This window comes from Glycomyces amatae, from assembly GCF_020991375.1.
Taxonomy (GTDB): Bacteria; Actinomycetota; Actinomycetes; order Mycobacteriales; family Micromonosporaceae; genus Glycomyces; species Glycomyces amatae.
The window spans coordinates 263,459-288,229 of sequence record NZ_JAJLQZ010000003.1 but is presented as its reverse complement, the minus strand read 5'-3'; the positions used below and the strand labels follow the sequence as shown (position 1 = coordinate 288,229).

Below are 24,771 nucleotides of genomic sequence, written 5' to 3'. Positions count from 1 at the left end.
CGTGCAATAAGCGGAATTGAGCGCAGTGAATAAGTCGAGCCCATTGCGGCTCGCAAGCGTCGCCGACGCCGCTGCGCTCAATTCCGCATGCCTTTCCTTCGCATTCGGACAGGCGTGAATCGCAGCTCTCAACTGCGGTGACCCCCTGAGTGCGAGTGAGCGTCCGATATAACATCGCAGGGTGACTCGTAGAGCAAAAATCGTCTGCACCATCGGGCCCGCGACCGCCACGCCCGAGCGCATGGCCGGCCTGATCGACGCCGGCATGAACGTCGCCCGCATGAACTTCAGCCACGGCGCCCAGTCCGACCACGAAGCCGTCTACCAGATGGTCCGCGAGGCCGCCGAGGCCGCGGGCAAGCCCGTCGCCATCCTGGCCGACATGCAGGGCCCCAAGATCCGCCTGGGCACCTTCGCCAACGGCCACGAGCAGTGGGACGCGGGCGACCGGATCAAGATCACCTCCGACGACGTCGAGGGCACCCACGACCGCGTCTCCTGCACCTACAAGAAGCTGCCCGCCGAGGTCACCAAGGGCGACCGCCTCCTGGTCGACGACGGCAAGCTGGCGCTCGAGGTGCTCGGCGCCGACGACACCGACGTCGAGTGCCTGGTCGTCGAGGGCGGCCCGGTCTCGAACAACAAGGGCCTGTCCCTGCCGAACGTGGCGATCTCCGTCCCGGCGCTGTCCGAGAAGGACATCTCGGACATGAAGTTCGCCTTGAACCTCGGCGTGGACCTCATCGCGATGTCGTTCGTGCGCACCCCCGACGACGTCCGCCTGGGCCACAAGGTGATGGACGAGGTCGGCGTGCGCCGCCCGATCATCGCGAAGGTCGAGAAGCCCGAGGCCGTCGCGCGCCTCGAGGAGATCGTCCGGGCCTTCGACGGCGTCATGGTCGCCCGCGGCGACCTGGGCGTCGAGATGCCCCTCGACGAGGTCCCGATGGTGCAGAAGGAGATCGTGCGCCTCTGCCGCGAGAACGCGAAGCCGGTCATCGTCGCGACCCAGATGCTCGACTCGATGATCGAGAACGCCCGGCCGACCCGCGCCGAGGTCTCCGACGTCGCCAACGCCGTCCTCGACGGCACCGACGCCGTGATGCTCTCCGGCGAGACCTCGGTCGGCAAGTACCCGATCGGGACCGTGCGCACCATGGCGAAGATCGTGGAGACCACCGAGTGCGGCCCGATCGCCCTGCGCGAGCTGCTCCACGACCCGAAGACCAAGTCCGGGGCGGTGACCCACGCGGCCGCCGAGATCGCCGACGCGATCGGCGCGAAGGCCCTCGTGGCGTTCACCCAGACCGGCGACACCGTGAAGCGCCTGGCCCGCCTCAAGCCGGACCGCCCGATCATCGGCCTCACCCCGATCGAGAGCGTCCGCAACCAGATGGCGCTGTCCTGGGGCACCGACGCCTACCTGGTCGACCACGTCGACCACACCGACGCGATGTTCCAGCTGGTCGACAAGACCGTGCAGGAGCACCACCTGGCCGCGCCCGGCGACCTCGTGGTCATCGTGGCCGGCACCCCGGCGGGGACGCCCGGCTCGACCAACACGGTCCGGGTCCACAAGATCGGATCCTGATGCCTGAGGTCCTCGTGGGTCAGGACGCCGTGGACTCGCTCCTCGGCGTCCTCGACCTGGAGCCGATCGACACCGGCCTGTTCCGCGGGCCCCGCGCCGAGGTCGGCCTCCAGCGGGTCTTCGGCGGGCAGGTCGCCGGCCAGGCCCTGGTCGCGGCCGGGCGCACCGTCCCGGCCGACCGGCGGGTCCACTCGCTGCACGGGTACTTCGTGCGCCCGGGCGACTCGACCAAGCCGATCCTCTACCAGGTGGAGAACATCCGCGACGGGCGGTCGTTCTCCGTACGCCGTACGGTGGCGTTGCAGGGCGGGCAGACGATCTTCTTCATGTCCGCCTCGTTCCACACCGGCGAGCCCGGCCTGGAGCACGCCGACCCCGCCCCCGAGGGCCTCCCGGCCCCCGAGGCGATCCCCCCGCTGTCCGAGCAGCTCAAGGCGCACCCCGACCGGCTCGGGATCTGGGCGCGCGTGCCGCGCCCGATCGACGTGCGCTACATCGGCGGCTCGGGCTTCTCGGCCTCGGGCGAGCGCCCCGCGCTGGACCACCAGCGCGTGTGGATGAAGACCGACGGGAAGCTCCCCGACGACCCGCTCATCCACGTGTGCGTGCTCACCTACGCCTCGGACCTGACCCTGCTCGACTCGGTGCTCAGCCGCCACGGCGCGGTCTGGGGCCCCGGCGGATACCTGGGCACGAGCCTGGACCACGCCCTGTGGTTCCACCGGCCGTTCCGCTTCGACGAGTGGACCCTCTACGACGCGGTCTCGCCGACCGCCGCGGACGGGCGGGGCCTGGCCCAAGGGCGCTTCTTCGACGCCCGGGGACGCCACCTCGCCTCGGCCACCCAGGAAGGGCTCCTGCGGCAGACACCGGAGGCCCCCGGCATCCCGTAACGGGCCGTCACCGCGCGATTGAGGCTGATATCACCCGGTTCAAGGGGGTCGGTCCGGATAAACGGGGAATGCTAGGGTCACCATTCGTCCCCGATACCGACCCCCTGACCGACCGGCCGCCGCCCGAACGGCCGGACCGAATCCTGCCCGGTGAACCGTTGCGGAGACCGAACCTATGCGTCTGACCAGCGCTGGAACAACGGCGACGCCCCCGAGCGACGCCCGTGTGCACGACACGACCGCCGAAGCGCCGAAGGCCGCCCGCCCCGGCCACTGGCGGCCCGACATCGAAGGGCTCCGCGCCGTCGCCGTCGGCGCCGTGATCGCGGCCCACATCGGCTTCTTCCACTCAGAGGGCGGCTTCATCGGCGTCGACGTCTTCTTCGTCATCTCCGGCTTCCTCATCACCTCGCTGCTCCTGCGCGAGATCGACCGGACCGGGCGCGTCTCGATCGCCGGGTTCTACGCCCGCCGCGCCGTGCGCCTCCTGCCCGCCGCCGCCGTCGTCCTCATGGCCACGCTCGCCGCCGCCTGGATCTGGCTGCCGCGCACCCGCCTGGGCGACATCGCCGTGGACGCCGCCACCGCCGCGCTCAACGTCGTCAACGTCCGCCTCGCCATGGCCGGCACCGACTACCTCAACGCCGACGCCGAGCCCTCCCCGCTCCAGCACTTCTGGTCCCTCGCCGTCGAGGAGCAGTTCTACCTCGCCTGGCCGCTCCTGCTCCTGGCCATCGCCCTGCTCGCCAGGCGCGTCTGGGGCGGCGACTTCGCGCCCCGCGCCCACCTGCGCCGCCGCCGCACCGCCACCGTCGCGCTCGCGCTCGCCCTCATCGCCGCCGGCTCGTTCGCCCTCAGCGTCCTCCAGTCCGGACCCGACCCCGTCTGGTCCTACTTCGGCATCCACACGCGCGCCTGGGAACTCGCCGCAGGCGCCCTCGTCGCCGTCGCCGCCGACCGGCTCCGGCGCCTCCCCGCGCCCCTGGCGGCCCCGGCCTCCTGGGCCGGGCTCGCCCTCATCGCCGCCGCCGTCTTCACCATCGACGAGCACACGGTCTTCCCCGGCTACGCCGCCGCCCTCCCCGTCGCGGGCACGGCCCTGGTCATCGCCGCCGGCTGCGCCCCCCACCGCTTCGGCGCCACCGCGGTCCTGGGCCTGGCGCCGCTCCAGTACATCGGCAAGATCTCCTACGGCCTGTACCTGTGGCACTGGCCGCTGGTCATGATCGGCCCCCGGATGCTCGGCGTCGAGGAGCCGCGCCTGCGCCACTACCTGCTGCTCATGGGGATCGCGTTCCTGCTCGCCGTCGCCACGTTCCACCTCGTCGAGAACCCGATCCGGACGCGCAAGCCCCTCGTCCAGGTGCCCTCCCGGGCGCTCGCGATGGGCGGCGGCCTCATCACCGCCGCGCTCGCCGTCTCCCTCCTGGTCTCGGTGCAGCCCATGCCCACCACCGACAACGAGGAGGCCGCCGAGGTCACCGGCGACGAGACCACCGTCTGGGACCTCCTCGGCGAGTCCTCCGACGTGGACACCGTCCCGGCCAACCTCACCCCCGCCCTCGACGAGGCCCGCCTCGACGAGCCGGCCGTCTACGCCGACGACTGCGTGACCGGGCGCAGCAGCACCGAGGTCCTGGACGACTGCTGGTACGGCGACCCCGACGGCGAGAAGACCGTGGTCCTCTTCGGCGACTCCCATGCGGCCCAGTGGTTCCCCGCGCTCAACCAGCAGGCCGAGGCCGCGGGCTGGCGGCTGCTCCCGCTGACCAAGGCCAACTGCTCGGTCGCCGACGTCGCCGAGCTCGACTCGAAGCTCGGACGCGAGTACACCGAGTGCCCCGAGTGGAAGGACGGCGTGTTCGACCTCCTCGAGGAGATCGAGCCCGAGGCGGTCGTCGCGGCCTCCTACGACAAGAAGGAGGTCATCGCCGACGACCCCGACCAGGCCTGGATCGACGGCTGGGCCGACAGCATCGAGCGGCTCCGGGGCGTCGCCGACGAGGTCTACTACATGGCCGACTCGGCCGACATCGGCGAGGACGTCCCCAGCTGCCTCGCCGACAACCCCGACGACGCCAGCTCCTGCGTCGCCGACCTCGAGACCGCCGTGGTCGAACCCGACCGCCGAGAGGACCTCATGGCCGCCGCCGCCGACGCCGGCGCCCACGTCGTCGACCCCCTCCCGTGGGTATGCGACGTCGACCAGGGCACCTGCCCGGTCGTCGTGGGCAACCTCCTGGTCTACCGCGACTCCAACCACCTCGCCGCGCGCTTCGTCGCCGAGCTCGCCCCGCAGCTGGCCGCCGCCGTCCCGCTCGAGGCCGCCGCCCCCGGCGAACCCGGGGGCGACGACGGGGCCGCCGACTCCAGGTAGTCCCGGAACACATTGCGCCGCACCGAGGTGGGCCCGCATTCGCACCCGAATGTAGGCTCACCTCGTTTGCGTGGGCAGGACCGAAGGAGTGCTCTGCATGGAACGCGTCGCACCCTGGCTCAAAGCGGTCAACACGGTCCTCACCCCCGCCATCGCGGGCCGCCGCAAGAAGGTCGACCGCATCATCGACCGCGCCGTCCGCGAGGCCGAGCACCGCACCGGCTCCACCGCCAGCGGCGACGAGGCGTTCATCGAAGGGCTGCGGGTCCTGCTCCGCGGCTACGCCGACATCGACGACCTCACCCCCACCGGCTGGGTCACCGTCCAGCAGGAGGTCACCGACCGCCTCGAGAACCGCCTGCGCGTCCGCAAGCTCCACGCCCTCAACCCCGAGATCGCCGACGAACCGGTCTCGCGGCCCCTCGTCGTCACCGGCCTGCCCCGCACCGGCACCACCATGCTCCAGCGGCTCCTGGCCGTCCCCGACGGCCACCGCGCCCCGCTCCTGCACGAACTCATGCACGCCGACCTGCCCGGCACCGGGCACCGCCACCGCACCGAGCGCCTCGTCGACGCCCTCGGCAAGGCCGTCCCCAACTTCGGCGCCGTCTACGACATGGACGCCGACCGGCCCGACTCGTGCGTGTTCGTCCTGCCCCACGGCATCGGCCACCTCGTGCGCGCCCAGCCGCCCGGGTACATCCAGTGGATGCTCGACCGCGACGGCGCGGCCGACTACCGCTACCTCAAGCAGACCCTCCAGGTCCTCCAGCACGGGCGCCCGCGCCGCCGCTGGGTCCTGCGCGCCCCCGCCCACCTGTGGCACCTCAACGCCCTGATGAAGGCCTTCCCCGACGCGCAGCTCCTGTGGACCCACCGCGACCCCGCCGCCGCCCTCGCCTCGCTGGCCTCCATGACCGAGACCGCGACCGCCCTGACCACCGGCCGCGTCGACCCGGCCGAGATCGGCCGGATGTGGCTGGGGCTCATCGCCACCGGCCTCGACCGCGCCCGCGCCGCGCGCCGCCGCCTCCCCGCCTACGCCGTCGTCGACGTCCCCTACCGCGACCTCACCGACCAGGCCCGCCGGGCGGTCCCGGCGCTCTTCGACCGCCTCGGCGCGCCCTGGGGCGAGCCCGAGCAGCGCGCCCTCGACGCGTCCCTGGCCGACCGCCCCGCCGCCCGCGAGTACGACCTGGCCCGGTACGGCCTCACCCAGGGCGACGTCGACCAGGTCCTCGCCGACTACCAGCGCGTGTTCGCCGACTACCTCTGAAGGTCCAGGGCGAACGCCCACAGGAGGACGTCGGGCAGGGGCCGCCAGTCCAGCTCCGGGGCGCGCTCGAAACCGAGCCGCGCGTAGATGCGGTGCGCGGCGCGCATCGACTGCTGCGAGCACAGCACGACCCGCTTGATGCCCGGGTCGGCCCGGGCCTGCTCGACGCACGCGGCGGCCAGCGCCGACCCGACGCCGCGCCCGTGCGCGGCCGGGTCGACCGCGAGCATCCGGATCTCGGCCTCGCCGGGCCCGCCGAGCTCGGCGAGCGCACTGCCGGGGAAGGCGAGCGTGACGCCGCCGAGCAGCGCGCCGCCGGCGTCGACGGCGGCGAGCACGCGGGCGGCGGCGGCCCGGCCCGCGACGTCGCGCAGATGCGGCGTGTAAGGGTCGTCGAGGCCGCCGATGAGGAACCCGCCGTCGTGATAGGAGCGGACGGTCAGCTCCCCGAGCGCGGCGTGCTCGGCGGGGAGGACGGGGCGGATCTGGAACGCGTCGTCTGAGGGCACCCGACGATTCTGCCGCGCCCCTCCGGCACCCCGCCGGCCGGCACCGGACCGCCGGGCCGGACCCGGCCGCCCACCGCCCCGAATCGGACATAAGACCAGCTCAGCGGTGGTGAAAGGCGCCGGAGGTGTGAGCCGCCGCCGTCCGGGTATCCGAAGGGCGATCACTTCGTTCATGAAAGGAGCGAACCGATGGGCGCTTTCGACAAAGCGAAGGACAAGGCCGAACAGCTCAAGGGCAAGGCCAAGGAGCACTTCGGCGATGCGACCGACAACGAGAGCCTCGAGAACGAGGGCCGCGGCGAGCAGGTGAAGGGCAAGACCAAGGAGGAGTGGCACGACCTTCGCGAGAAGGGCGAGGACAAGCTCCACGACGCCAAGGAGCGCTTCACCGACGACGACCGCCGCTGAGCGGCGACGCGAGTCGGTCACCTGAACCGCACAGGGCCGGGCCGCAGGCCCGGCCCTGAACGCCGTCCTCCCGCGCCCTACGCGGCCCGCCGCGGCGGCGCCACCGTCTCGCGCACCACGATGTGGGTCCCCAGCACCACCTGCTCGGCCTCGCGGCGCAGCCCCAGTCGCACCGCCTCCCGGCCCAGCTCCTCGTGCGGCACGTGCACCGTCGTCAACGCCGGCGTCAGGTCCGAGGCCAGCGGGATGTCGTCGAAGCCGACCACCGACATCTCCTCCGGAACGGCGACCCCCGCCTCGCGCAGCGCCTTCAGCACCCCCGCGGCCACCATGTCGGTCGCCGCGAACACCGCCGTCACGTCGGGGCGCTCGGCGATCAGCCTCCGGGTCAGCTCGAACCCGCTCGACTTGAGGAACTCGCCGGGGACGAGCAGCGACTCGTCCACCTCCACGCCGTAGTCGGCGTGCGCCCGGCGGTAGCCCGCCACCCGCTCGTTCGTGGTCGACAGCCCGATCCCCATGCCCATGTAAGCGATCCTGCGGTGCCCGGCCGACAGCAGGTGCGAGGTCATCGCGTAGGCCCCGCCCTCGTTGTCGTAGTGGACCACCGACGCAGGGACGTCCTCGCCGAGCGAGGGCCGCCCGCACAGCACCAGCCGCGACCCCGACCGGTCCAGCGCCGCCGCGAAGTACCGCATCCGCTCGTGGTACTTCTCGTCGTCCCACGAACCGCCGACGACGATCACGGCCTCGGCGTGCTGCTCGCGCATCAGCTCGACCACCGCCAGCTCCCGCTCGGGGTCCCCGTGCGTGGTGCACAGCAGGCACAGCCGCCCCTCCGAGGCGGCCTGCTGCTCGACGCCGCGCGCGATGTAGGCGTAGAAGGGCCCGGTCACGTCGTCCACGACGAACGCGACGGTCTTCGTCGTCGCCCCCGCCAGCGCCCGCGCGTGCGCGTTGACCACGTAGTCGAGTTCGCGCATGGCCCGCAGCACCTTCGAGCGGGTCGGGGGCGCGACCGGGTAGTTCCCGGCGAGGACCCGCGAGACCGTCGGCACCGACACCCCGGCCCGTGCGGCCACGTCCCGGATGGTCGGGCGCTTGCCGTTCTCGGCGTTCGACTTCCTGGGCACTGGCGCCTTCTCTCAACGTTCTGCTCGTGCGACGGGTCCGCGGCCTCGGAACCCGCGCGGTGGATCCCATTGTGCGCGAACCCGTCGCACCGTCGTCACTCGGTCACTGCGAACCCGAGCGTGAAAGCGGTCGCCTGTGGCAGCAGGCGGTGCTCGGGGAGCACCCCCGGGCCGCACGCGGCCGACCCGATCCCCTGGAGGGCGGCGTCGAGGTTCACGTACCACCGGTCGCGCTCGACGAGGTCCGTGGCGTGCGCCGCCGCCTCCAGGTCCTCGCTGGTCCACGGCCGCACGGTGAACGCGAAGTACGGCGCCCCGAGGACCGTGAGGGCCCGCTCCGGCCCGGAGAGGGCCGCCCAGCGCACGTCGATGCGCGAGCCGTTCTCCTGCGGGAACACGTACGGCGTCTGGAGACCGGCCACGGTGGACGCGAACCGCCCGACGCGGGCGGCCGCCCGCGTGTCGGCGTACGCCTCCCCGGGCCCGCCGCCGAACCACTCGATCCGGTCCAGGTCCCTCGGGACGGCGGCGCGCACGCCCAGGCGCGGCAGCGGGAAGTCCCACTCGCCCCGCGGGTCCACCTCGACGGTGAGCCACAGCCGATCCCCGTCGAGCCGCCACCGGTAGACCGCGTCCATCGCGATCTCGGCGCCGGCGGCGCCGACGCGGGTGGCGACGACGAGGCCCTCGTCCGTCGCGGCGATGTCGAGGACCTTGTGCTCCAAGCGGTGCAGCGCCGCGTCGCGGTGCCGCCACCGGTCGGCCAGGGCCTCGTTCGCGTGCCAGCCGCGCAGGTCGTTGTCGGTGGGCGCCCGCCACAGGTCCAGGCGCGGCCCGTCGATCTCCAGACCGCCGACGGACGTCAGGCGCCCGAGGGCGTCGAAGGCGGCGCTCCCGAGCCGGTACCCGCCGTCCGCGGCCTCGGCCGCGACGCCCGGACCGGTCGGCGCCGGGGCGCTGACGGCCGCGAGCGGCGCCTGGCCCCAGGCGACCTCGTGCCCGGCCCCGGCCCAGGACGCGTCCTCGGCCAGGACGGCCCGGACGGTCAGCCAGCGCTCGCCCTCGGCCGCGCCCAGCGCGAACTCGGGGAACGGGACGACGGCGGAGGCCCCGGCGCCGACGGCGGGGACGTCGAGGCCCCCGCGGGCGACCTCCGCGCCGCCGTCCTCGACGGTCCAGGTGAACCGCAGGTCGCCGGTGTCGGCGAAGTCCCGCAGGTTGGCGACCGCGATCGCCTTCGCGCCCGCCTCGACGGTGATGCGCACGGGCTCGACGACCTTCTTGAACTCGACGAGGCCGGGGGAGGGCTCGCGGTCGGGGAAGACCAGGCCGTCGATGACGAAGTCGCCGTCGTGGATCGGCTCGCCGAAGTCGCCGCCGTAGGCGAACCACTCGCGCCCGTCCGGGTCGCGGCGGCGCACGCCGTGGTCGATCCACTCCCAGACGAACCCGCCCTGGCAGCGCTCGTGCTGCTCGAACAGGCGCTGGTACTCGCTCAGCCCGCCGGGGCCGTTCCCCATGGCGTGCGCGTACTCGCACAGGAGGAACGGGAGGCTCCGGCGGTGCCCGTCGAGCGCGGGGTCCTTCGTGGCGGCCTCGGCCCGGTCGCCGATGCGGTCGGTCTCGGCGTGGTCGGCGTACATGCGGCTGTAGACGTCCACATAGCCCGAGTCCCAGTCGCCCTCGTAGTGGACGGGGCGGCCGGGGTCGCGCTCCTTGACCCACGCGGACATCGCGGCGAGGTTCCGCCCGGTGTGGGACTCGTTGCCGAGGGACCACATGACGACCGAGGCGTGGTTCTTGTCGCGCTCGACCATGCGGGCCATGCGGTCGAGGTAGGCCTCGCGCCACATCGGCTCGTCGCTGGGGTTGCGGCGCCACCCGTGGTGGAAGAAGCCGTGGGTCTCCAGGTCGCACTCGTCGACGACCCACACGCCGATCTCGTCGCACAGGTCCAGGAAGCGCCGGTCGGGCGGGTAGTGGCTGGTGCGCACGGCGTTGACGTTGTGCCGCTTCATGATCTCGAGGTCGCGGCGCATCGTCGCCACGGTGAGGGTGCGTCCGGTGCCGGGGTCCCACTCGTGTCGGTTGACGCCGCGCAGGAGGATCCGCCTGCCGTTGACCTTGAGGACGCCGTCCTCGACCGCGACGGTGCGGAAGCCGACGCGCAGCGCGACGCGCTCGGTCTCGGTGGCGACGGCCAGGTCGTACAGGCGCGGGGTCTCGGCGGTCCACGGGTCGACCGCTACTGTGGCGGTCTCGCCCGCGGCGATGTCGATCCCGAGTTCGGGGACGCGGACGCGGGCGCCTTCGGGGGCGTCGACGCGCAGGGTGCCGAGGCCGGTCAGGTGGTCGTAGTCGGCGTGGGCGAAGACGTCGTCGACGCCGCGCTCGGGGCGGTGCACGAGCGCGACGGGCCGGAAGATCCCCGAGAGCCACCACATGTCCTGGTCCTCCAGGTAGGACCCGGCGGACCACTGGTGGACGCGGACGGCGACGGTGTTCTCGCCGGGCCGCAGGTGCGCGGTGGCGTCGAACTCGGTGGGCAGGCGCGAGCCCTTGCCGTCGCCGAGGCGGGTCCCGTTGAGCCACACGGCGAACGCGGAGTCGACGCCTTCGAAGCGCAGGAGGGTGGCACCGGTGCCGGGCCAGTCGGCGGGGAGGGTGAAGGTGCGGCGGTACTCGCCGGTGGGGTTCGCGTCGGGGACCCGGGGCGGGTCGACGGGGAACGGGTAGTAGGTGTTGGTGTACTGCGGCCTGCCGTAGGGGGCCGCGCCGTCGAGGTCGTGCATCTGCCACATCGACGGGACGGCGAGGACGTCCCACCCGCGGGGGTCGAAGGCGGGGTCCTCGAAGCCCTCGGTGAGGTCGTGGAGGCCCGCGCCGAGCCGGAAGCGCCAGTCGCCGTCGAGGCCGAGGGCGGCGGCGTCGGAGGCCGGTGCCGCCCGCGGATCGCGGCGCCCGCTTCCGGGGCTAACGCTTTCCACATAGGTGAGATCGGTTCGGCTCATCGCCAGGTTCCCTTTCAGTGTGCGATCGGTCCGGCCGCACCGACCGCGGCCGCGCCGCGCCCCGTGCCGCCCGCCGGCGTCCGCCTGCGCCGGACGTGCCGGGCTTCGGCGCGACCGCCTCGTCTCGGCCCGGCGGTCCGGGTCCGGCCTATTCTGCGTCATGCGCCGGCCGCGCTGCCAGCTTCGGACCCGGCTTTCTCGATCGGCGCCCCGACGGATAGATACCGGTTTCTATCCTAGGGGCGCGGCACCGCCCGCACGATGCGGGTACCGCTCACGTTCCCGCCCGGGGAAGAATGACGGATCCCCGGAGTACTTTCGAACCAGGGGTCCCTTAAGGGGGAAATATCATCCTTTATCGTGATTGACCTTATTCCTGGGTCTCCACGGGCCTGAGCATCGCCGAGAACGCCACCGTGTCCTCCGGGAAGTGCTCGGCCGCGTAGGCCTCCAGCTCCGGCGTCACCAGCAGCGTGTCCACCAGCGCCACCCCGTTCTGCTCGTCCGCCCAGCCGCCGTACACGTACACCGGGAACTCCGCGGTCAGCTCGTCGGCGATCGCCTGGAGCTCCTCGGCGCCCAGGTCCTCGGCCGGATCGCCGATCTCCGGCTCGCTGTACTGGAGCTCCGGGTGCTCCGCCATGTCGACCTCCTCGGTCGGCACCGGGTCCTCGGTGAGCACCAGCGACTTGCCGTCGAACGCGCCCGTCACGATGTACGAGCCCCAGCGGACCCCCTCGGCCTCCTCGTGCTCGACCGCGTCCCAGTCCCAGCCGGTCACCGGCAGGCCGCCGCACTGCGGCGGATACGACTCCGCCACCACCCCGCACAGCTCCGCGGCGTCGCGCTCGACCCCCTGGAGCACCGTCAGCGCCCCCCGGTAGACCGGCCCGTCGACCGGGGCCCCGCCCCCGTCCGCGACCGCGCCGTCGGCGGACGAGGCCGGGTCCTCCGAATCGGCGCCCGTATCGGTCCCCTGACCGCACGCCGCCACCGCGAGCAGCGCCGCGACCGGGATGAGCCGCTTCCATGTCATGTGTCCCATCATGTCCTTCAGACGCCGCGCGCCGGCCCCCGGTTCCCAGTCGTTTAACAGATGACCGAAATCGGACACCAGTGCTAGATTGGGCCGGGCGCCGACGGCGCCCCCCGGACGGCGCCGACCGCCGACCCGCCCGCGGCGCGCCCGCCCGCACGAGGACGCCGCCCATCCCGAGGAGCGTCGCCCATGAGCGAGCGATTCAACCCCCGTGCGGCCGCGGCCGTCGGCGTCACCGTCCTGTGCTGGGCCTCGGCCTTCGTGTCGATCCGCGCCGCGGGGGAGCACCTCGACCCCGGACCCCTCACGCTCGGCCGCGCGGGCGTCGCCGCCGTCGTCCTCCTCGCCGTGTGGGCCCTGCGCCGCGAAGGGCTCCCCCGGCGCGCGGCCTGGCCCGGCATCGCCACCGCCGGCGTCCTGTGGTTCGGCGTGTACATGGTCGCCCTCAACTGGGGCGAGCAGCTCGTCGACGCCGGCACCGCCGCGCTCGTCGTCAACATCGGGCCCATCCTCATCGCCCTCCTCGGCGGCTGGATCCTCAAGGAGGGCTTCCCGCCCCGCCTGTTCCTCGGCATCGCCGTCTCCTTCGCGGGCGTCGCGGTCGTCGGCCTCTCCATGTCCGGCGGCGGCGCCTCCTCGGTCCTCGGCGTCCTGCTGTGCCTGGTCTCGGCCGTCACCTACGCGATCAGCGTCGTGGTCCAGAAGCCCACCCTGCGGCACTGCACCTCGCTCCAGTTCACCGCCTTCGGCAACCTCATCGCCGCCGTCCTGTGCCTGCCCTTCGCCCCGCTCCTGTTCTCCCAGCTGGGCGCCGCCCCGTCCTCGGCGGCCCTGCACGTGCTCTACCTCGGCCTGTTCCCGACCGCGCTGGCCTTCCTCACCTGGGGCTACGCCCTGCGGTTCACCTCGGCCGGGAAGCTGGGGGCGACCACCTACGTCGTCCCGGCGATCGTGGTCGGCATGTCCTGGCTGTTCCTCAGCGAGATCCCGACCTGGCTGACCATCGCGGGCGGCGCCCTGGCCCTGGCGGGCGTCGCGATCTCCCGCTCGCGCGGGAAGCGCGACCGGGACGCGGTCGTCCCGCCGGTCGAGGCCACCGACGCCGCGGCCCCCGCCGCCAAATCCTGAGGCACCGCCGGGCGGCCGGGCTCAGTCCTTGCCGCCCGGCGCCCGCGGGCCCCGCTCCCGCTCGTAGGCCGCGGCGACGGACTCGGCCCACCAGCCGTCGATCTCGAACTCGCGCACCAGCATCCGGGCGACGGCGGCGCGGTCGAGCCCGGCCGCGCCCCGCTCGTCGAGCAGCTCCCGCCAGGTCCGCCAGTTCACGCCCGTCCCCTCGATGAGCGCCTGGTCGGACGGGACCCCGCCCCGCGGCGCCGTCGGTTCAGCCATACCCCTCACTCTAGAAGCCGCCGCGCCGCCGCGGCCCCGTTCGCCGCCCCGCACCCCGTGCCGATGCGCTGCGCCCTTCGTCGCTTACGCGACAGTTCTCACCATCTATGGCGCGTTCGCCCCCTTCCTGCCTGATCGGGCAATACAGTTCCCACGAACCCGATTCGGAACGGAGCCCGCATGATCCCCGCCCGCTTCTCGGCCGCCGCCGTCGCCGCGTCCGCCGCGCTCGTCCTCGTCCCCGCCGCCGCCTCCGCCCAGACCGCGCCGGCGCCGACCGACTACGTCGCGCTCGGCGACTCCTACTCGTCGGGGACCGGCGCGGGCGAGTACTTCGACCGGGACTGCCTGCGCTCGAACCTGGCCTACCCGAAGCTGCTCGCCGCCGCGACCGGCGCCGAACTCACCTTCGCGGCCTGCTCCGGCGCCACCACCGCCGACCTCCTCGCCCAGCAGCTCGAACCGCTCGACGCCGAGACGGACCTGGTCACGGTCACCATCGGCGGCAACGACATCGGCTGGGCCGAGGCCGTCAAGGCCTGCATCACCCCGCTCACGGACTGCACCGACGACATCGAGGCCGCCGAGGAGCGCGTCCGCACCGAACTGCCCGGCCTGCTCGACGGCGCCTACGGCGCCATCACCGACCGCGCCCCCGCCGCCCGCGTCTACGTGCTCGGCTACCCGCGGCTGTTCAACGAGACCGACGACTGCGACGCCCTCGGCCAGGTCACGGTGGCCGAGCAGCAGCGCATGAACCAGGCCGCCGACCTGCTCGCCGAGACCGTCGCGGCCGCGGCCGCCGCCCACGGACTCACCTATGTGGACGTGCGCGAGGCCTTCGCCGGGCACGCGGTGTGCGACGAGGTCCCCTACGTCCACGGCCTGCGCCACCCGATCGTGGAGTCCTACCACCCGAACGCTCTGGGCCACGCCGGCGGCTACTTCCCGGCGATCGCGAAGACGGTCCAGCGGAGCTGACGGCGCCGCCTCGCGGACGACCGCGAAGCGAACGACATGTACGAGTTTCCAGTTCACGCCGGTATGGCGTCCGCTCGCAGGCCGGTGGCGGACTCACCATGCGGAGCACGTCGACGACGACACGCGGAGGACCTTCCCATGCGCCGAATCAGCAGATCAGTGGTTCTCACCGCAGTCCTCCTCGCGGCGCTCCCGCCCGCCCCCGCGGCGGCTCGGGCCCAGTCGGCCCCGATCGAGTACGTCGCCCTCGGCGACTCCTACTCGTCGGGTGCGGGCGCGGGTGCCTACACCGACCTGCTGTGCCAGCGCTCCGAGAACGCCCACCCCCGGCTGCTGGCCGAGGAGCTCGGCGCCGACCTCACCTTCGCCGCCTGCGGCGGCGCGACCACCGGACACGTGCTCAACGGCCAGGCCGGCGCCCTCGACGCCGACACCGACCTGGTCACGATCGGCATCGGAGGCAACGACATCGGCTGGTTCAACGCCATCGCCGCATGCATCGTCCCGCTCGCGGACTGCGCCCCGCAGATCGAGGAGGCCGAGCGCAAGGCCACCGAGGAGCTGCCCGAGAAGCTCGACGACGTGTACGAGGAGATCGCCGACCGCGCCCCCGCCGCCGAGGTCTACGTGACCGGCTATCCGCGCCTGTTCGCCGCGCGGAACACCTGCGACGCCCTCGGGCAGATCAGCGTCGCCGAGCAGCGGCGCATGAACGACGCCGCCGACCTGCTCTCCTCCGTCATCGAAGCGGCGGCCGAGGACCACCGCTTCACCTACGTGGACACCCGCGGCGCCTTCGACGACCACGGCATCTGCGCCGGGACCCCGTGGCTGCACGGCCTCACCATCCGCGACCTGCCGTACCACCCCAACGCCCCCGGCCACCGCGACGGCTACTTCCCGACCCTGCTCGACGCGCTCTGACGCGCGCACCGCGCCGGGCCCGGCGGCCCGTCGCCGCGCTCATGACCGCAACGCGAGCACCAGCGGATGCACCGCCCTCGCCCCCGCCTCCCGCAACCGCATCGCGCCCACCGTCAGCGACCAGCCCGAGTCCCGCGTGTCGTCCACCAGCAGCACGCTCGCCGCCGGCACCGGGAAGTCCACGGTGAACGCGTCCAGGACCTGCTGGAGCCGCTGCGCGCTGTTGGCCCGGTGCGCCCCCGCCGCCACGCCCGGAGCCCGCCCCAGCGCCCCCAGGTACTCCATGCGGCCCAACCGCGCGATCCGCTCCGCCAGCCCGTTCACCAGGCGCGGCCGCGTCAGCGACCCCATCGACACCACCGCCGAGGGCCGCTCGGCCCAGTCCCAGGACGCCAGGACCTTCACCACCGCCCCGAACACGTCCTCGGGCACCTCCCGGTCGGCCCCGTCGGACAGCAGCGCCCGCAGCGGCCCGCCCCAGCCGATGTCCGACAGCCGCGCCAGCGCCCGGCCCGCCTCGGCGCCCCGCTCCGCCGGGATCTTCCCCTTCAGGTCGATCCCGATCGCCTGCAACCCCGTGGGCCACATGCGCTTCGCCTCCACCGCGACGCCCGGCTTCGACAGCGCCGCCGCCGCGCCCTCGGCCGCCTCGGCGGAGACCCCCGCCGCGGCCCGCGAACCCGTGCAGTTGTCGCAGCGCCCGCACGGCGCCGCCTCGGCGTCGTCGAGCTCGGCGCGCAGGAACTCCAGGCGGCACCGGTCGGTCGCCTCGTACGCGAGCATCCGCCGCTGCTCGTGCTCCCGGGCCGCGGCCACCTTCGCGTACCGCTCGGCGTCGTAGACCCACGGCCGCCCCGTGGCCTCCCAGCCGCCCTTGACGCGCCGCACCGCCCCGTCCACGTCCAGGACCTTCAGCATCATCTCGAGCCTGGTGCGGCGCAGGTCGACCCGCGTCTCCAGCGCCGCCGTCGACAGCGCCCGGCCCTCCGCGGCGAGCACGTCCAGCGTGCGCCGCACCGCCTCCTCGGCCGGGAACGACAGCGACCCGAAGTAGTCCCAGATCGCCCGGTCCTCGGCGCCCGGCAGCAGCACCACCTCGGCGCGGTCGCGGGCGCGCCCGGCCCGGCCGATCTGCTGGTAGTACGCCACCGGCGACGACGGCGCGCCCAGGTGCACCACGAACCCGAGGTCCGGCTTGTCGAAGCCCATGCCCAGGGCGCTGGTCGCCACGAGCGCCTTGAGCCGGTTCCCCAGCAGCGCCTCCTCGCGCTCGAGCCGGTCGGCGCCCTCGGTGCGGCCCGTGTACGAGGCGACCGCGTGGCCTCGCGAGCCCAGGTAGTCGCTGACCTCCTCGGCGGCGGCCACGGTCAGCGTGTAGACGATGCCCGACCCCTCGAAGCGCGGCAACTGCTCGTCGAGCCAGGCGAGCCGGTGGGCGTTGTCGGGCAGTTCGGCGACCGACAGGCGCAGCGACTCGCGGTCGAGGCTGCCGCGCAGCACGAGCGTCGGCTCGCCGCGGGATTCGGCGTCCGCCCCGGGCCTGTCGAGCTGCTCGGCGATGTCGTCCGAGACGCGCGCGTTCGCGGTGGCCGTGGTCGCCAGCACCGGCACCGCCTCGGGCAGGTCCTCGATGAACGTGGCGATGCGCCGGTAGTCGGGCCGGAAGTCGTGCCCCCAGTCGGAGATGCAGTGCGCCTCGTCGACCACGAGCATCCCGCACCCGGCCGCGAGCTTCGGCAGCTGGTGGTCGCGGAACGCCGGGTTGTTGAGCCGCTCGGGGCTGATGAGCAGCACGTCCACCGCGTCCTCGGCGATCGCCTCGGCGACGGCGTCCCAGTCCTCGAGGTTGGCCGAGTTGATGGTGCGGGCGCGCACGCCCGCCCGCTCGGCGGCGTCGATCTGGTTGCGCATGAGCGCCAGCAGCGGGGAGACGATCACGGTGGGGCCCGCGCCGCGGCGGCGCAGCAGCGCGGTGGCGGTGAAGTACACCGCGGACTTGCCGAAGCCGGTGCGCTGCACGAGGAGCACGCGGCGGCCCGCGCCGTCCTCGCGCTGCTCGCACAGGGCCTCGATGGCCCGCCACTGGTCCTCCCGCAGCTTCGCGTGCTCGCCCGCGAGGGCCCTCAGCAGGGCCTCGGCCTCCTCGCGGAGCGTCCCGGATTCCTCTGGCCTCGTCTGCGCGGTGCTCGGTGACATAGGGACCGTTGTACCTCACTGCTGTGACAGGACGCGATGACACTAGGCTCGGGGCGATGGAGAACGAAGCACCCATCGACATCCCGTGGAAGTCGGGCGCCTGGACGACGCTGCCCGCCGCGGCGGAAGAGGACACCGAGGGCCGCCTGGTCGTCCACGCCGCCGAAGGCAGCGACGCGTGGCGGCACACCTGCTACGGCTTCGTCCACGACGACGCCCACGCGCTCCTGGAGGCCTGGGATCCGGGGCGGGCCGTGGAGGTCAGCTTCGTGGCCGCCCTCGACGCCCAGTTCGACCAGGCGGGGCTGGTGATCCGGGCCGACGCCGAGCGCTGGATCAAGACCGGCCTCGAGTTCGCCGACGGCGCCATGCAGCTGGGCGCGGTGGTCACCGACGGCAAGTCCGACTGGTCGACGGCGCCGGTGCCCGAGTGGGCCGGGCGGGAGGTCACGATCCGGGCCACCCGCATGCGCGACGCGGTGATCGTCCGCGCCCGCGTGGAGGACGAGCCGTGGCGCCTGGTGCGCCTGGCCCCGTTCGACCCGGACGCCGCCGCCAAGGCCGGCCCCTACTGCTGCGCCCCGAGCCGGGCGGGCCTGGCGGTCACGTTCACCGCCTGGCGCCACACGGAGCCGGACGCGGAACTGCACTGACCGCCGACCGCCGCGGGCGCGAGAGAGGCTCGCGTTCGCGGGGATGTTGTACCCCAGGTGTACTTTTGCACCAGGGGTCCCTTAGGCCGGGAATATCACGATATTTGCGGATATTCCCGGTTATCGCTGTCGCCTGGTGATGCTCAGTCCTCGCCGGAATCGTCCTCGGGGCCCGGGCCGTCCTCCTCGAGTTCGGCCGCCAGCAGCTTCAGGTCGTAGACCGACATGCGCTGGGACCGGTCGGCCCGGCCCTTGGCGCTCACCTCGACGCCGTCGTCGCGCAGCAGGTCGGGCACGTCCCGGCCGCTGCGCCCGTCGGACCAGCGGAACCCCTCCGAGACCGTCCCGCCCGCCGTCAGCACCCGGTACGCCTTCGGCACGCCGCCGTCGTCCCTCATGAACGCCCCCACCTGCCGCGGCCCGGTCCCGATCAGCTCGGCCAGGTCCCCGTACGAGGTCCAGGTGCCCTCCGGCAGCGCGTCCACGACCCGGCGCACCAGCTCCCAATCCCGTTCAGCGGTCATCCCGGCAATCTACGGCCAGCGCGAGGCGCGCCCGCGTCCGCTCCCGCCGCCCCGCGCGCTCCCCGCCACCCCGGCCCCGCGCACCCGCTACCGCCGCACCACGTGGTGTTAACGTCGAAGCCGACAGGGGAGCCGATGGGCTGAGAGTGCGGAACCGACCGCAGACCCTCACACCTGATCCGGGTAATGCCGGCGGAGGAAGTCGTTCGTCGACCGCTGTCGCGTCGTGTCCATGAATTCCACGAAAGGCATGCCCATGCCCGACAGCGTCTCCTTCAACACCCCCGCCCCCGGCCGCTGGCGCACCGTCGACATCCTCACCTGCGCCGTCCTGGCCGTCGCCTTCGGCGTCGTCTTCTGGGCCTGGAACTTCGTCTGGGCCGGCATCGAGCCCGCCCTCGCGTTCCTGCCCCCGCTCAAGGGCCTCGTCTACGGCGTCTGGCTCATCCCCGCCGTCCTCGCCCCGCTCATCGTCCGCCGCGTCGGCGCCGGTCTCCTCACCGAGTTCCTCGCCGCCGCGGTCTCCGCCCTCCTCGGCTCCTTCTGGGGCCTCCTCGTCGTCTACCAGGGCCTGGTGCAGGGCCTCGGCGGCGAGCTCGCCTTCGCGGCCGGACGCTACCGCCGCTACGGCGCCCCCACCGCCGTCGCCGCGGGCGCCCTCGCCTGCTTCGCCGCCACGCTCTTCGACGTCATCGCCTACTACCCGTACTACGACTTCTGGGCCTACAAGGTCCCCTACATCGCCTTCGCCATGCTCTCCGGCGCGATCGTCGCCGGGCTCGGCTCCAAGGCCCTCGTCAAGGCCATGCTTCCCACCGGCGTCCTCGACCGGTTCCCCGCCGGCCGCGAACGGGCCCGGATCTGACCCCGTGATCGCGGTCGAGTTCCGCGGCTTCGCCTGGCGCCACGCCGGGCGCCGCGCCCGGGCGGTCGCGGGCGTCGACCTGCGCGTCGAGCCCGGCGAGCGGGTGCTCCTGCTCGGCCCTTCGGGGTCGGGCAAGTCCACCCTGCTCGCCGCGCTCGCCGGGCTCCTCACCGGCGACTCCGGCGAGCAGGACGGCGAGGTCCTCCTCGACGGGAAGCCCGCCGCCGAGCAGCGGGCCCGCGTCGGCGTCCTCTTCCAGGACCCCGAGACGCAGCTCGTCATGGCCCGCAGCGGCGACGACGTCGCCTTCGGCCTCGAGAACCAGGCCGCGCCCCCCGGCGAGATCCACTCGCGCGTCCTCGCCGCCCTCGAAGCGGTCGGCTTCCCCTACGGCCCCGACCGCCCCACCCACGCCCTCTCCGGCGGCGAGCAGCAGCGCCTCGCCCTCGCCGGGGTCCTCGCCCGCCGCCCCGACCTGATCCTCCTCGACGAGCCGACCGCGAACCTCGACCCCGAAGGCGCCCAAGAGGTCCGCGAAGCGCTGCGCCGCTCCCTGGCCGACTCCAGGGCCACCATGGTCGTGGTCGAGCACCGCGTCGCGGACGTCCTCGACCTGGTCGACCGCGTCATCGCCCTCGGCCCCGGCGGGACCCTCCTCGCCGACGGCCCCGCCGCGGCGGTCCTCGCCGCGCACGGCGACGCCCTCGCCGCCCAAGGCGTCTGGGTCCCCGGCGCGCCCCTGCCGGTCCGGCCGGCCGGGCCCGCGGGCGAGGTCGCGCTGCGCGGCGAGCACCTCTCCCTCGCCCACCCCGGCGCCGACCGGCCCGCCCTCGACGACGTCTCGTTCGCACTGCGCCGAGGCGAACTCGTCGCCGTCACCGGCCCCAACGGCTCGGGCAAGTCCACGCTCGCGCTCCTGGCGGGCGGGCTCGCCAAGCCCACGGGCGGCGCGGCCGCCGTCCCCGGCGAGGCACGGCCGCTGCACCGGCTCCCGGCGCGGCGCCTGGCCGCCCGCGTCGGCTCGGTCTTCCAGGACCCCGAGCACCAGTTCGTGACCGCCACGGTCCGCGACGAGCTCGCCTTCGGCCCGCGCCAGGCCGGCTGGCCCGCCGACCGGACCGCCGCCCGCGTCGCCGAACTCCTCGAGCGGCTGCGGCTCGCGCCCCTGGCCGAGGCGAACCCGCACACGCTCTCGGGCGGCGAGGCCCGGCGGCTGTCCGTCGCCGGAGCGCTCGCGGCCGCTCCCGAGGTCCTGATCCTCGACGAGCCCACCTTCGGCCAGGACCGCCGCACGTGGGGCGAGCTGGTCGACCTGACCGCCGACATCCGCGACGAGGGCACCGCGCTGCTGGCGGTCACCCACGACAGGGATTTCGCCGCCGCCCTCGCCGGACGCGAACTCGTGCTGCGCGGCGGCCGCCTCGCCGAGGAGGAAGGCCGATGACGGTGCGCACGGCGACCGCGCCCGCTCCGCCCGCCCGGAGGCGCCCGTGCTGACGCTCGCGCCCGTCTGCGACGCCGACGCGCCTATCGCGCGCGTCAACCCCGTCGCGAAACTCGCGGCCGTCGCGGTCGTCTCGACCACCGCGCTCGTGGCCGCCGACTGGCTCACGCCGCTGCTCCTGCTCGCCGCCCTCGCCGCCACCGTCCCGTTCACCGGCATCCGCCTCAGGGCGCTCGGGCGCCGCCTCGCCTGGCTGTGGGTCGCCGCCGGGACGGTCGTGATCGTCAACGCGCTCTTCGCCGCCGAGCAGACCGGCCGGATCCTCCTCTCCCTCGGCCCCGTCGAGATCGGCACCGGCGCCCTCCTCGACGGCACCGCCATCGGCCTGCGCGTCTGCGTCGCCGCGACCGCCGGCGTCCTCGGTTTCGCCACCACGGACCCGACCGACCTCGCCGACGCCCTCACACAGCAGCTGAAGACCCCCGCCCGCTTCACCATCGGCGCCCTCGCCGCTCTGCGGCTGCTGCCGCTCCTGGGCGCCGAGTGGCGGCAGATCACCACCGCCCGCCGCGCCCGCGGCCTCGAAGGCGGCTGGAACCCGGTGCGGCGCGCGCGCCTGTTCGCCTCGACCATGTTCACGCTCCTGGTCGGCGCGATCCGCCGCGCCGGGCGCCTCGCCGCCGCCATGGACGCGCGCGGTTTCGACTCCGAGACCCCCCGGACCCACGCCCGCGAGCAGCGCATGGCGGCCGGCGACTGGGTCCTCATCGCGGCGTCCGCGGCCGTGAGCGCCGCCGCGGTCGCGGCGAGCGTCGCCTCCGGCACGTTCACCGCCTTCGCCTGAGTCCCGAAACGGCCGGCAACCCGCTTGCGGCCCTTGGCATGACATGCGAAAGTGAGTCCATGACCGCGCCCCCGCCCCCTCGCGACCTCGACGAGGCCCTCGCTCTCGAAGGCGAGGGCCGCTCATGGAAGTACGTGCACTTCTGGCGGCACGACCGCGAACCCGACGGCAGTGTCGGCCGCGGCTGCCTGAGCCAGTGGTGGCCGGTCGAGTTCACCGAGGACGGGCACCGCTACGCCTCCGCCGAGCACTACATGATGGCGCGCAAGGCCCGGCTGTTCGGCGACGCGGACGCCGCCGAGCGCATCCTGGCCGCCGGGCACCCGGCCGAGGTCCAGCGGCTCGGCCGCCTCGTGCGGGGCTTCGACCACGCGACCTGGGAGGCCGAGCGGTTCGACATCGTCGTGCGCGGCAACGAGCTGAAGTTCGGGCAGCACCGGGACCTGCGCGACTACCTGCTCGCCACCGGCGGGCGCGTCCTGGTCGAGGCCAGTCCGCGCGACCGCGTCTGGGGCATCGGCCTCGCCGCCGACGACCCCCGCGCCGCGTCCCCGCGCACGTGGCGGGGCCTGAACCTCCTCGGGTTCGCGCTCATGGCGGCGAGGGACCGGCTCCAGGCGTGAGCCCCGCGGCCGGTCCACGCGGGGAGCGGCACCACGGCTCGGGCGCTCACCGGCCCGCAGGGAGCGGCGGGCACCAAGGGGCACGCCGGTAGGGACGCCCGCGGGTCCGCGCGGGGGAGCGGGGAATCCCCGGATGCGGTGCACCGAACCGCCTGCGCGTCTTACGGTGAGAACATGCGACTGACCAAATTCGGGCATTCATGCGTCCGCTTCGACACCGGCGAGGGCGCCATCGTCATGGACCCCGGGGTCTTCTCCGACCCCGCGGCCCTCGACGGCGCCGACGCCGTCTTCATCACCCACCAGCACCCCGACCACTGCAACGACCCCGAACTGCGGCGCCTCCTCGAGGACCGGCCCGAGGTGCGCGTCTACGGCCCGTCCTCGCTGTCCGAGGTGCTCGGGAACCTGCCGTTCACCACGGTGAGCGCCGGCGACGCGGTCCCCGCGGCGGGCACGGAGGTCAAGGTGTTCGGCGAGGAGCACGCCCTCATCCACGCCGACATCCCCGTGGTCCCGAACGTCGGCTACCTTGTCGACGGCGTCTTCCACCCCGGCGACGCCTTCACCGTCCCCGACGCGCCCGTCCGGCTGCTCCTCGCGCCGATCGCCGCGCCGTGGCTGAAGATCGGCGAGGCCGTCGACTTCATCCGGTGCGTGGACGCCCCGGTGGTCCACCCCATCCACGACGCCGTCCTCAGCGACGCGGGCACGGCGATCGTCGACCGCATGCTGTCCAACCTCATCGGCGACCGCTACGAACGCCTCGACAACGGCCGCACCGTGGACGTCTGACCCCGCGGCGCAGGGCATCAGCGCCCATCGGGCCCGCGCAGCCGGGCCGCCTGCTTGAGCAGGTGAGCCAGTTCGGCCGTGCTCGGGGCGGCCTGGGCCGCGGCCGCGTACAGGCGCGCCGCCTCGGCCCGGTTCCCCGCCCGCTCGTGGAGATGGGCGGCCACGGCGTCCCGGCGCGGCAGCCCCGGGTCCAGCTCCTCGACCAGCCGCAGCCCGGCGAGCGGGCCGTCGACGTACCCGACGGCGACCGCGCGGTTGAGCGCCACGACGGGGTTGCCCGGAGCGAGGCGCACGAGCTCGTCGTACCACTCGAGGATCTGCGGCCAGTCGGTCTCCTCGGCCGTCGCCGCGTCGTCGTGCAGCGCGGCGACGGCCGCCTGGGCCTGGTACTCACCGAGCCGGTCGCGCGCGAGCGCGCCCTGGAGGAGCTCCACGCCTTCGGCGATCATCGCGGTGTCCCAGCGGGACCGGTCCTGGAGCGCCAGAGGCACCAGGCCGCCCGACGCGTCCAGCCGCGCCGCCCGGCGCGCGTGGTGCAGCAGCATCAGGGCGAGCAGGCCCGCCGCCTCCGGGTCGCGCGGTACTGAGGCGGCCAACTGCCGCGTCAGGCGGATCGCCTCGGCGGCCAGGTCGGTGCGGCGGTCCTGACCGTTCGAAGCGGCGCCCCGTCCTCGAGCGCCTCCGACGCCTTGCCCCTGTTCGCCTCCGGCGCCCTGCCTCTGTTCGCCTCCGGCGCCTTGCCTCTGTTCGCCTCCGGCGAAGCCGTGATCGAACATCAGGTACAGCACGCGCAGCACGGCCCGCACGTCGCCGGGCCGCTCGAACCGCTCGCCCGCCAGCGTCCGCTTGGCGCGGGAGATGCGCTGCGCCATCGTCGCCTCCGGCACCAGGAACGCGCGGGCGATCTGCGCGGTCGTCAGACCGCCCACCGCGCGCAGCGTCAGCGCGATGGCCGACCCCGGGCTGAGCGCGGGGTGGCAGCAGCGGCTCAGCAGCAGCAGCGTGTCGTCCGCCTGCTCGGCCGGGCCCGCGGGCGGCTCGTGCGCCACCGCCACCTCGCGCAGCACCCGGGACGACGCCGAGCGGCGCGTGTCCAGGAATTTGCGCCAGGCCACGGTGACCAGCCACGCCTTCGGTTCGTCGGGGACCTCGTCCTCCCAGCGCCGCACGGCCTCCACGAGGGCCTCCTGGACGGCGTCCTCGGCCGCCGCGAAGTCGGCTCCGCGGCGGACGAGGACTCCCAGGACCTGCGGGGTCAGGTCCCGCAGCAGGTGTTCGCCGATCATCGGACCG

General features: G+C 73.9%; 22 protein-coding genes and 1 riboswitch. Of the genes, 14 read left to right on the top strand and 8 right to left on the bottom strand.

Annotated features, from left to right (window positions below; translation table 11 throughout):
- The first annotated feature begins 181 nt into the window (after positions 1 to 181).
- The 4 genes from pyk (at position 182) to LO763_RS06450 (ending at position 6,137) form a co-directional block, all read left to right on the top strand.
- The gene (pyk, locus tag LO763_RS06465) at positions 182 to 1,591 is read left to right on the top strand and encodes a pyruvate kinase (RefSeq protein WP_230601143.1); all 1,410 of its coding nucleotides are present in this window, start codon (positions 182 to 184) and stop codon (positions 1,589 to 1,591) included.
- Complete coding sequence (locus LO763_RS06460; RefSeq protein ID WP_230601142.1) at positions 1,591 to 2,484, top strand: acyl-CoA thioesterase; 894 nt, start codon at positions 1,591 to 1,593, stop codon at positions 2,482 to 2,484. The genes pyk and LO763_RS06460 overlap by 1 nt, the downstream gene beginning before the upstream one ends.
- 226 nt (positions 2,485 to 2,710) lie before the next feature.
- Positions 2,711 to 4,861 (top strand): acyltransferase family protein, encoded by a 2,151-nt coding sequence (locus tag LO763_RS06455; RefSeq protein WP_230601141.1) that lies wholly within the window; start codon positions 2,711 to 2,713, stop codon positions 4,859 to 4,861.
- 97 nt (positions 4,862 to 4,958) lie between these two features.
- Positions 4,959 to 6,137, top strand: a complete 1,179-nt coding sequence (locus LO763_RS06450) for a sulfotransferase family protein (protein WP_230601140.1) — start codon at positions 4,959 to 4,961, stop codon at positions 6,135 to 6,137.
- On the opposite strand, the gene LO763_RS06445 is transcribed toward LO763_RS06450, so the two are convergent.
- The gene (locus LO763_RS06445) at positions 6,128 to 6,646 is read right to left on the bottom strand and encodes a GNAT family N-acetyltransferase (protein ID WP_230601139.1); all 519 of its coding nucleotides are present in this window, start codon (positions 6,644 to 6,646) and stop codon (positions 6,128 to 6,130) included. The genes LO763_RS06450 and LO763_RS06445 overlap by 10 nt on opposite strands.
- 189 nt (positions 6,647 to 6,835) lie before the next feature.
- Here LO763_RS06445 and LO763_RS06440 point away from each other — a divergent pair, with 189 nt between their 5' ends.
- Positions 6,836 to 7,054: a CsbD family protein gene (locus tag LO763_RS06440; protein WP_230601138.1), complete on the top strand. Its 219-nt coding sequence runs from the start codon at positions 6,836 to 6,838 to the stop codon at positions 7,052 to 7,054.
- Between the two features lie 77 nt (positions 7,055 to 7,131).
- On the opposite strand, the gene LO763_RS06435 is transcribed toward LO763_RS06440, so the two are convergent.
- From LO763_RS06435 to LO763_RS06425, 3 genes are all read right to left on the bottom strand, one after another.
- Complete coding sequence (locus LO763_RS06435) at positions 7,132 to 8,187, bottom strand: LacI family DNA-binding transcriptional regulator (RefSeq protein WP_230601137.1); 1,056 nt, start codon at positions 8,185 to 8,187, stop codon at positions 7,132 to 7,134.
- Positions 8,188 to 8,282: 95 nt separating this feature from the next.
- Positions 8,283 to 11,198: a glycoside hydrolase family 2 TIM barrel-domain containing protein gene (locus tag LO763_RS06430; protein ID WP_230601136.1), complete on the bottom strand. Its 2,916-nt coding sequence runs from the start codon at positions 11,196 to 11,198 to the stop codon at positions 8,283 to 8,285.
- A gap of 370 nt (positions 11,199 to 11,568) precedes the next feature.
- Positions 11,569 to 12,234 (bottom strand): hypothetical protein, encoded by a 666-nt coding sequence (locus tag LO763_RS06425; protein ID WP_230601135.1) that lies wholly within the window; start codon positions 12,232 to 12,234, stop codon positions 11,569 to 11,571.
- Between the two features lie 192 nt (positions 12,235 to 12,426).
- Here LO763_RS06425 and LO763_RS06420 point away from each other — a divergent pair, with 192 nt between their 5' ends.
- Entirely contained in the window at positions 12,427 to 13,365 is a 939-nt protein-coding gene (locus LO763_RS06420) for a DMT family transporter (RefSeq protein ID WP_230601134.1), read from the top strand.
- A gap of 21 nt (positions 13,366 to 13,386) precedes the next feature.
- On the opposite strand, the gene LO763_RS06415 is transcribed toward LO763_RS06420, so the two are convergent.
- Positions 13,387 to 13,629 carry a hypothetical protein gene (locus LO763_RS06415; RefSeq protein WP_230601133.1) on the bottom strand — a complete coding sequence of 81 codons (243 nt, stop codon included), beginning with the start codon at positions 13,627 to 13,629 and terminating at the stop codon, positions 13,387 to 13,389.
- 180 nt (positions 13,630 to 13,809) lie between these two features.
- On the opposite strand from LO763_RS06415, the gene LO763_RS06410 reads away from it, so the two are divergent.
- Entirely contained in the window at positions 13,810 to 14,610 is an 801-nt protein-coding gene (locus tag LO763_RS06410; RefSeq protein ID WP_230601132.1) for an SGNH/GDSL hydrolase family protein, read from the top strand.
- Positions 14,611 to 14,769: 159 nt separating this feature from the next.
- The gene (locus tag LO763_RS06405; RefSeq protein WP_230601131.1) at positions 14,770 to 15,534 is read left to right on the top strand and encodes an SGNH/GDSL hydrolase family protein; all 765 of its coding nucleotides are present in this window, start codon (positions 14,770 to 14,772) and stop codon (positions 15,532 to 15,534) included.
- Between the two features lie 39 nt (positions 15,535 to 15,573).
- Here the strand turns inward: LO763_RS06405 and LO763_RS06400 are convergent, their stop codons facing one another.
- Positions 15,574 to 17,730, bottom strand: coding sequence for a RecQ family ATP-dependent DNA helicase (locus LO763_RS06400; protein ID WP_230601130.1), 2,157 nt, complete (start codon positions 17,728 to 17,730; stop codon positions 15,574 to 15,576).
- 56 nt (positions 17,731 to 17,786) lie between these two features.
- On the opposite strand from LO763_RS06400, the gene LO763_RS06395 reads away from it, so the two are divergent.
- On the top strand, positions 17,787 to 18,383 hold the full coding sequence (locus tag LO763_RS06395; protein ID WP_230601129.1) for a DUF1349 domain-containing protein: 597 nt from the start codon (positions 17,787 to 17,789) through the stop codon (positions 18,381 to 18,383).
- Between the two features lie 143 nt (positions 18,384 to 18,526).
- Here the strand turns inward: LO763_RS06395 and LO763_RS06390 are convergent, their stop codons facing one another.
- Positions 18,527 to 18,907 carry an MGMT family protein gene (locus LO763_RS06390; RefSeq protein WP_230601128.1) on the bottom strand — a complete coding sequence of 127 codons (381 nt, stop codon included), beginning with the start codon at positions 18,905 to 18,907 and terminating at the stop codon, positions 18,527 to 18,529.
- Positions 18,908 to 19,022: 115 nt separating this feature from the next.
- Positions 19,023 to 19,125, top strand: a riboswitch (TPP riboswitch).
- Positions 19,126 to 19,139: 14 nt separating this feature from the next.
- Between LO763_RS06390 and LO763_RS06385 the strand changes: the two genes are divergently transcribed.
- The 5 genes from LO763_RS06385 to LO763_RS06365 all read left to right on the top strand — a co-directional run bounded on the left by LO763_RS06385 (position 19,140) and on the right by LO763_RS06365 (position 23,478).
- Entirely contained in the window at positions 19,140 to 19,772 is a 633-nt protein-coding gene (locus tag LO763_RS06385) for an ECF transporter S component (RefSeq protein WP_230601127.1), read from the top strand.
- Positions 19,773 to 19,776: 4 nt separating this feature from the next.
- Entirely contained in the window at positions 19,777 to 21,216 is a 1,440-nt protein-coding gene (locus LO763_RS06380; protein ID WP_230601126.1) for an ABC transporter ATP-binding protein, read from the top strand.
- Between the two features lie 46 nt (positions 21,217 to 21,262).
- On the top strand, positions 21,263 to 22,060 hold the full coding sequence (locus tag LO763_RS06375) for an energy-coupling factor transporter transmembrane component T family protein (protein ID WP_230601125.1): 798 nt from the start codon (positions 21,263 to 21,265) through the stop codon (positions 22,058 to 22,060).
- A gap of 59 nt (positions 22,061 to 22,119) precedes the next feature.
- Positions 22,120 to 22,683, top strand: coding sequence for a riboflavin biosynthesis intermediates N-glycosidase (gene ybiA / locus LO763_RS06370; RefSeq protein ID WP_230601124.1), 564 nt, complete (start codon positions 22,120 to 22,122; stop codon positions 22,681 to 22,683).
- 174 nt (positions 22,684 to 22,857) lie between these two features.
- On the top strand, positions 22,858 to 23,478 hold the full coding sequence (locus LO763_RS06365; protein WP_230601123.1) for an MBL fold metallo-hydrolase: 621 nt from the start codon (positions 22,858 to 22,860) through the stop codon (positions 23,476 to 23,478).
- A gap of 17 nt (positions 23,479 to 23,495) precedes the next feature.
- On the opposite strand, the gene LO763_RS06360 is transcribed toward LO763_RS06365, so the two are convergent.
- Positions 23,496 to 24,761, bottom strand: a complete 1,266-nt coding sequence (locus LO763_RS06360; RefSeq protein ID WP_369431933.1) for an RNA polymerase sigma factor — start codon at positions 24,759 to 24,761, stop codon at positions 23,496 to 23,498.
- Positions 24,762 to 24,771: the final 10 nt, after the last annotated feature.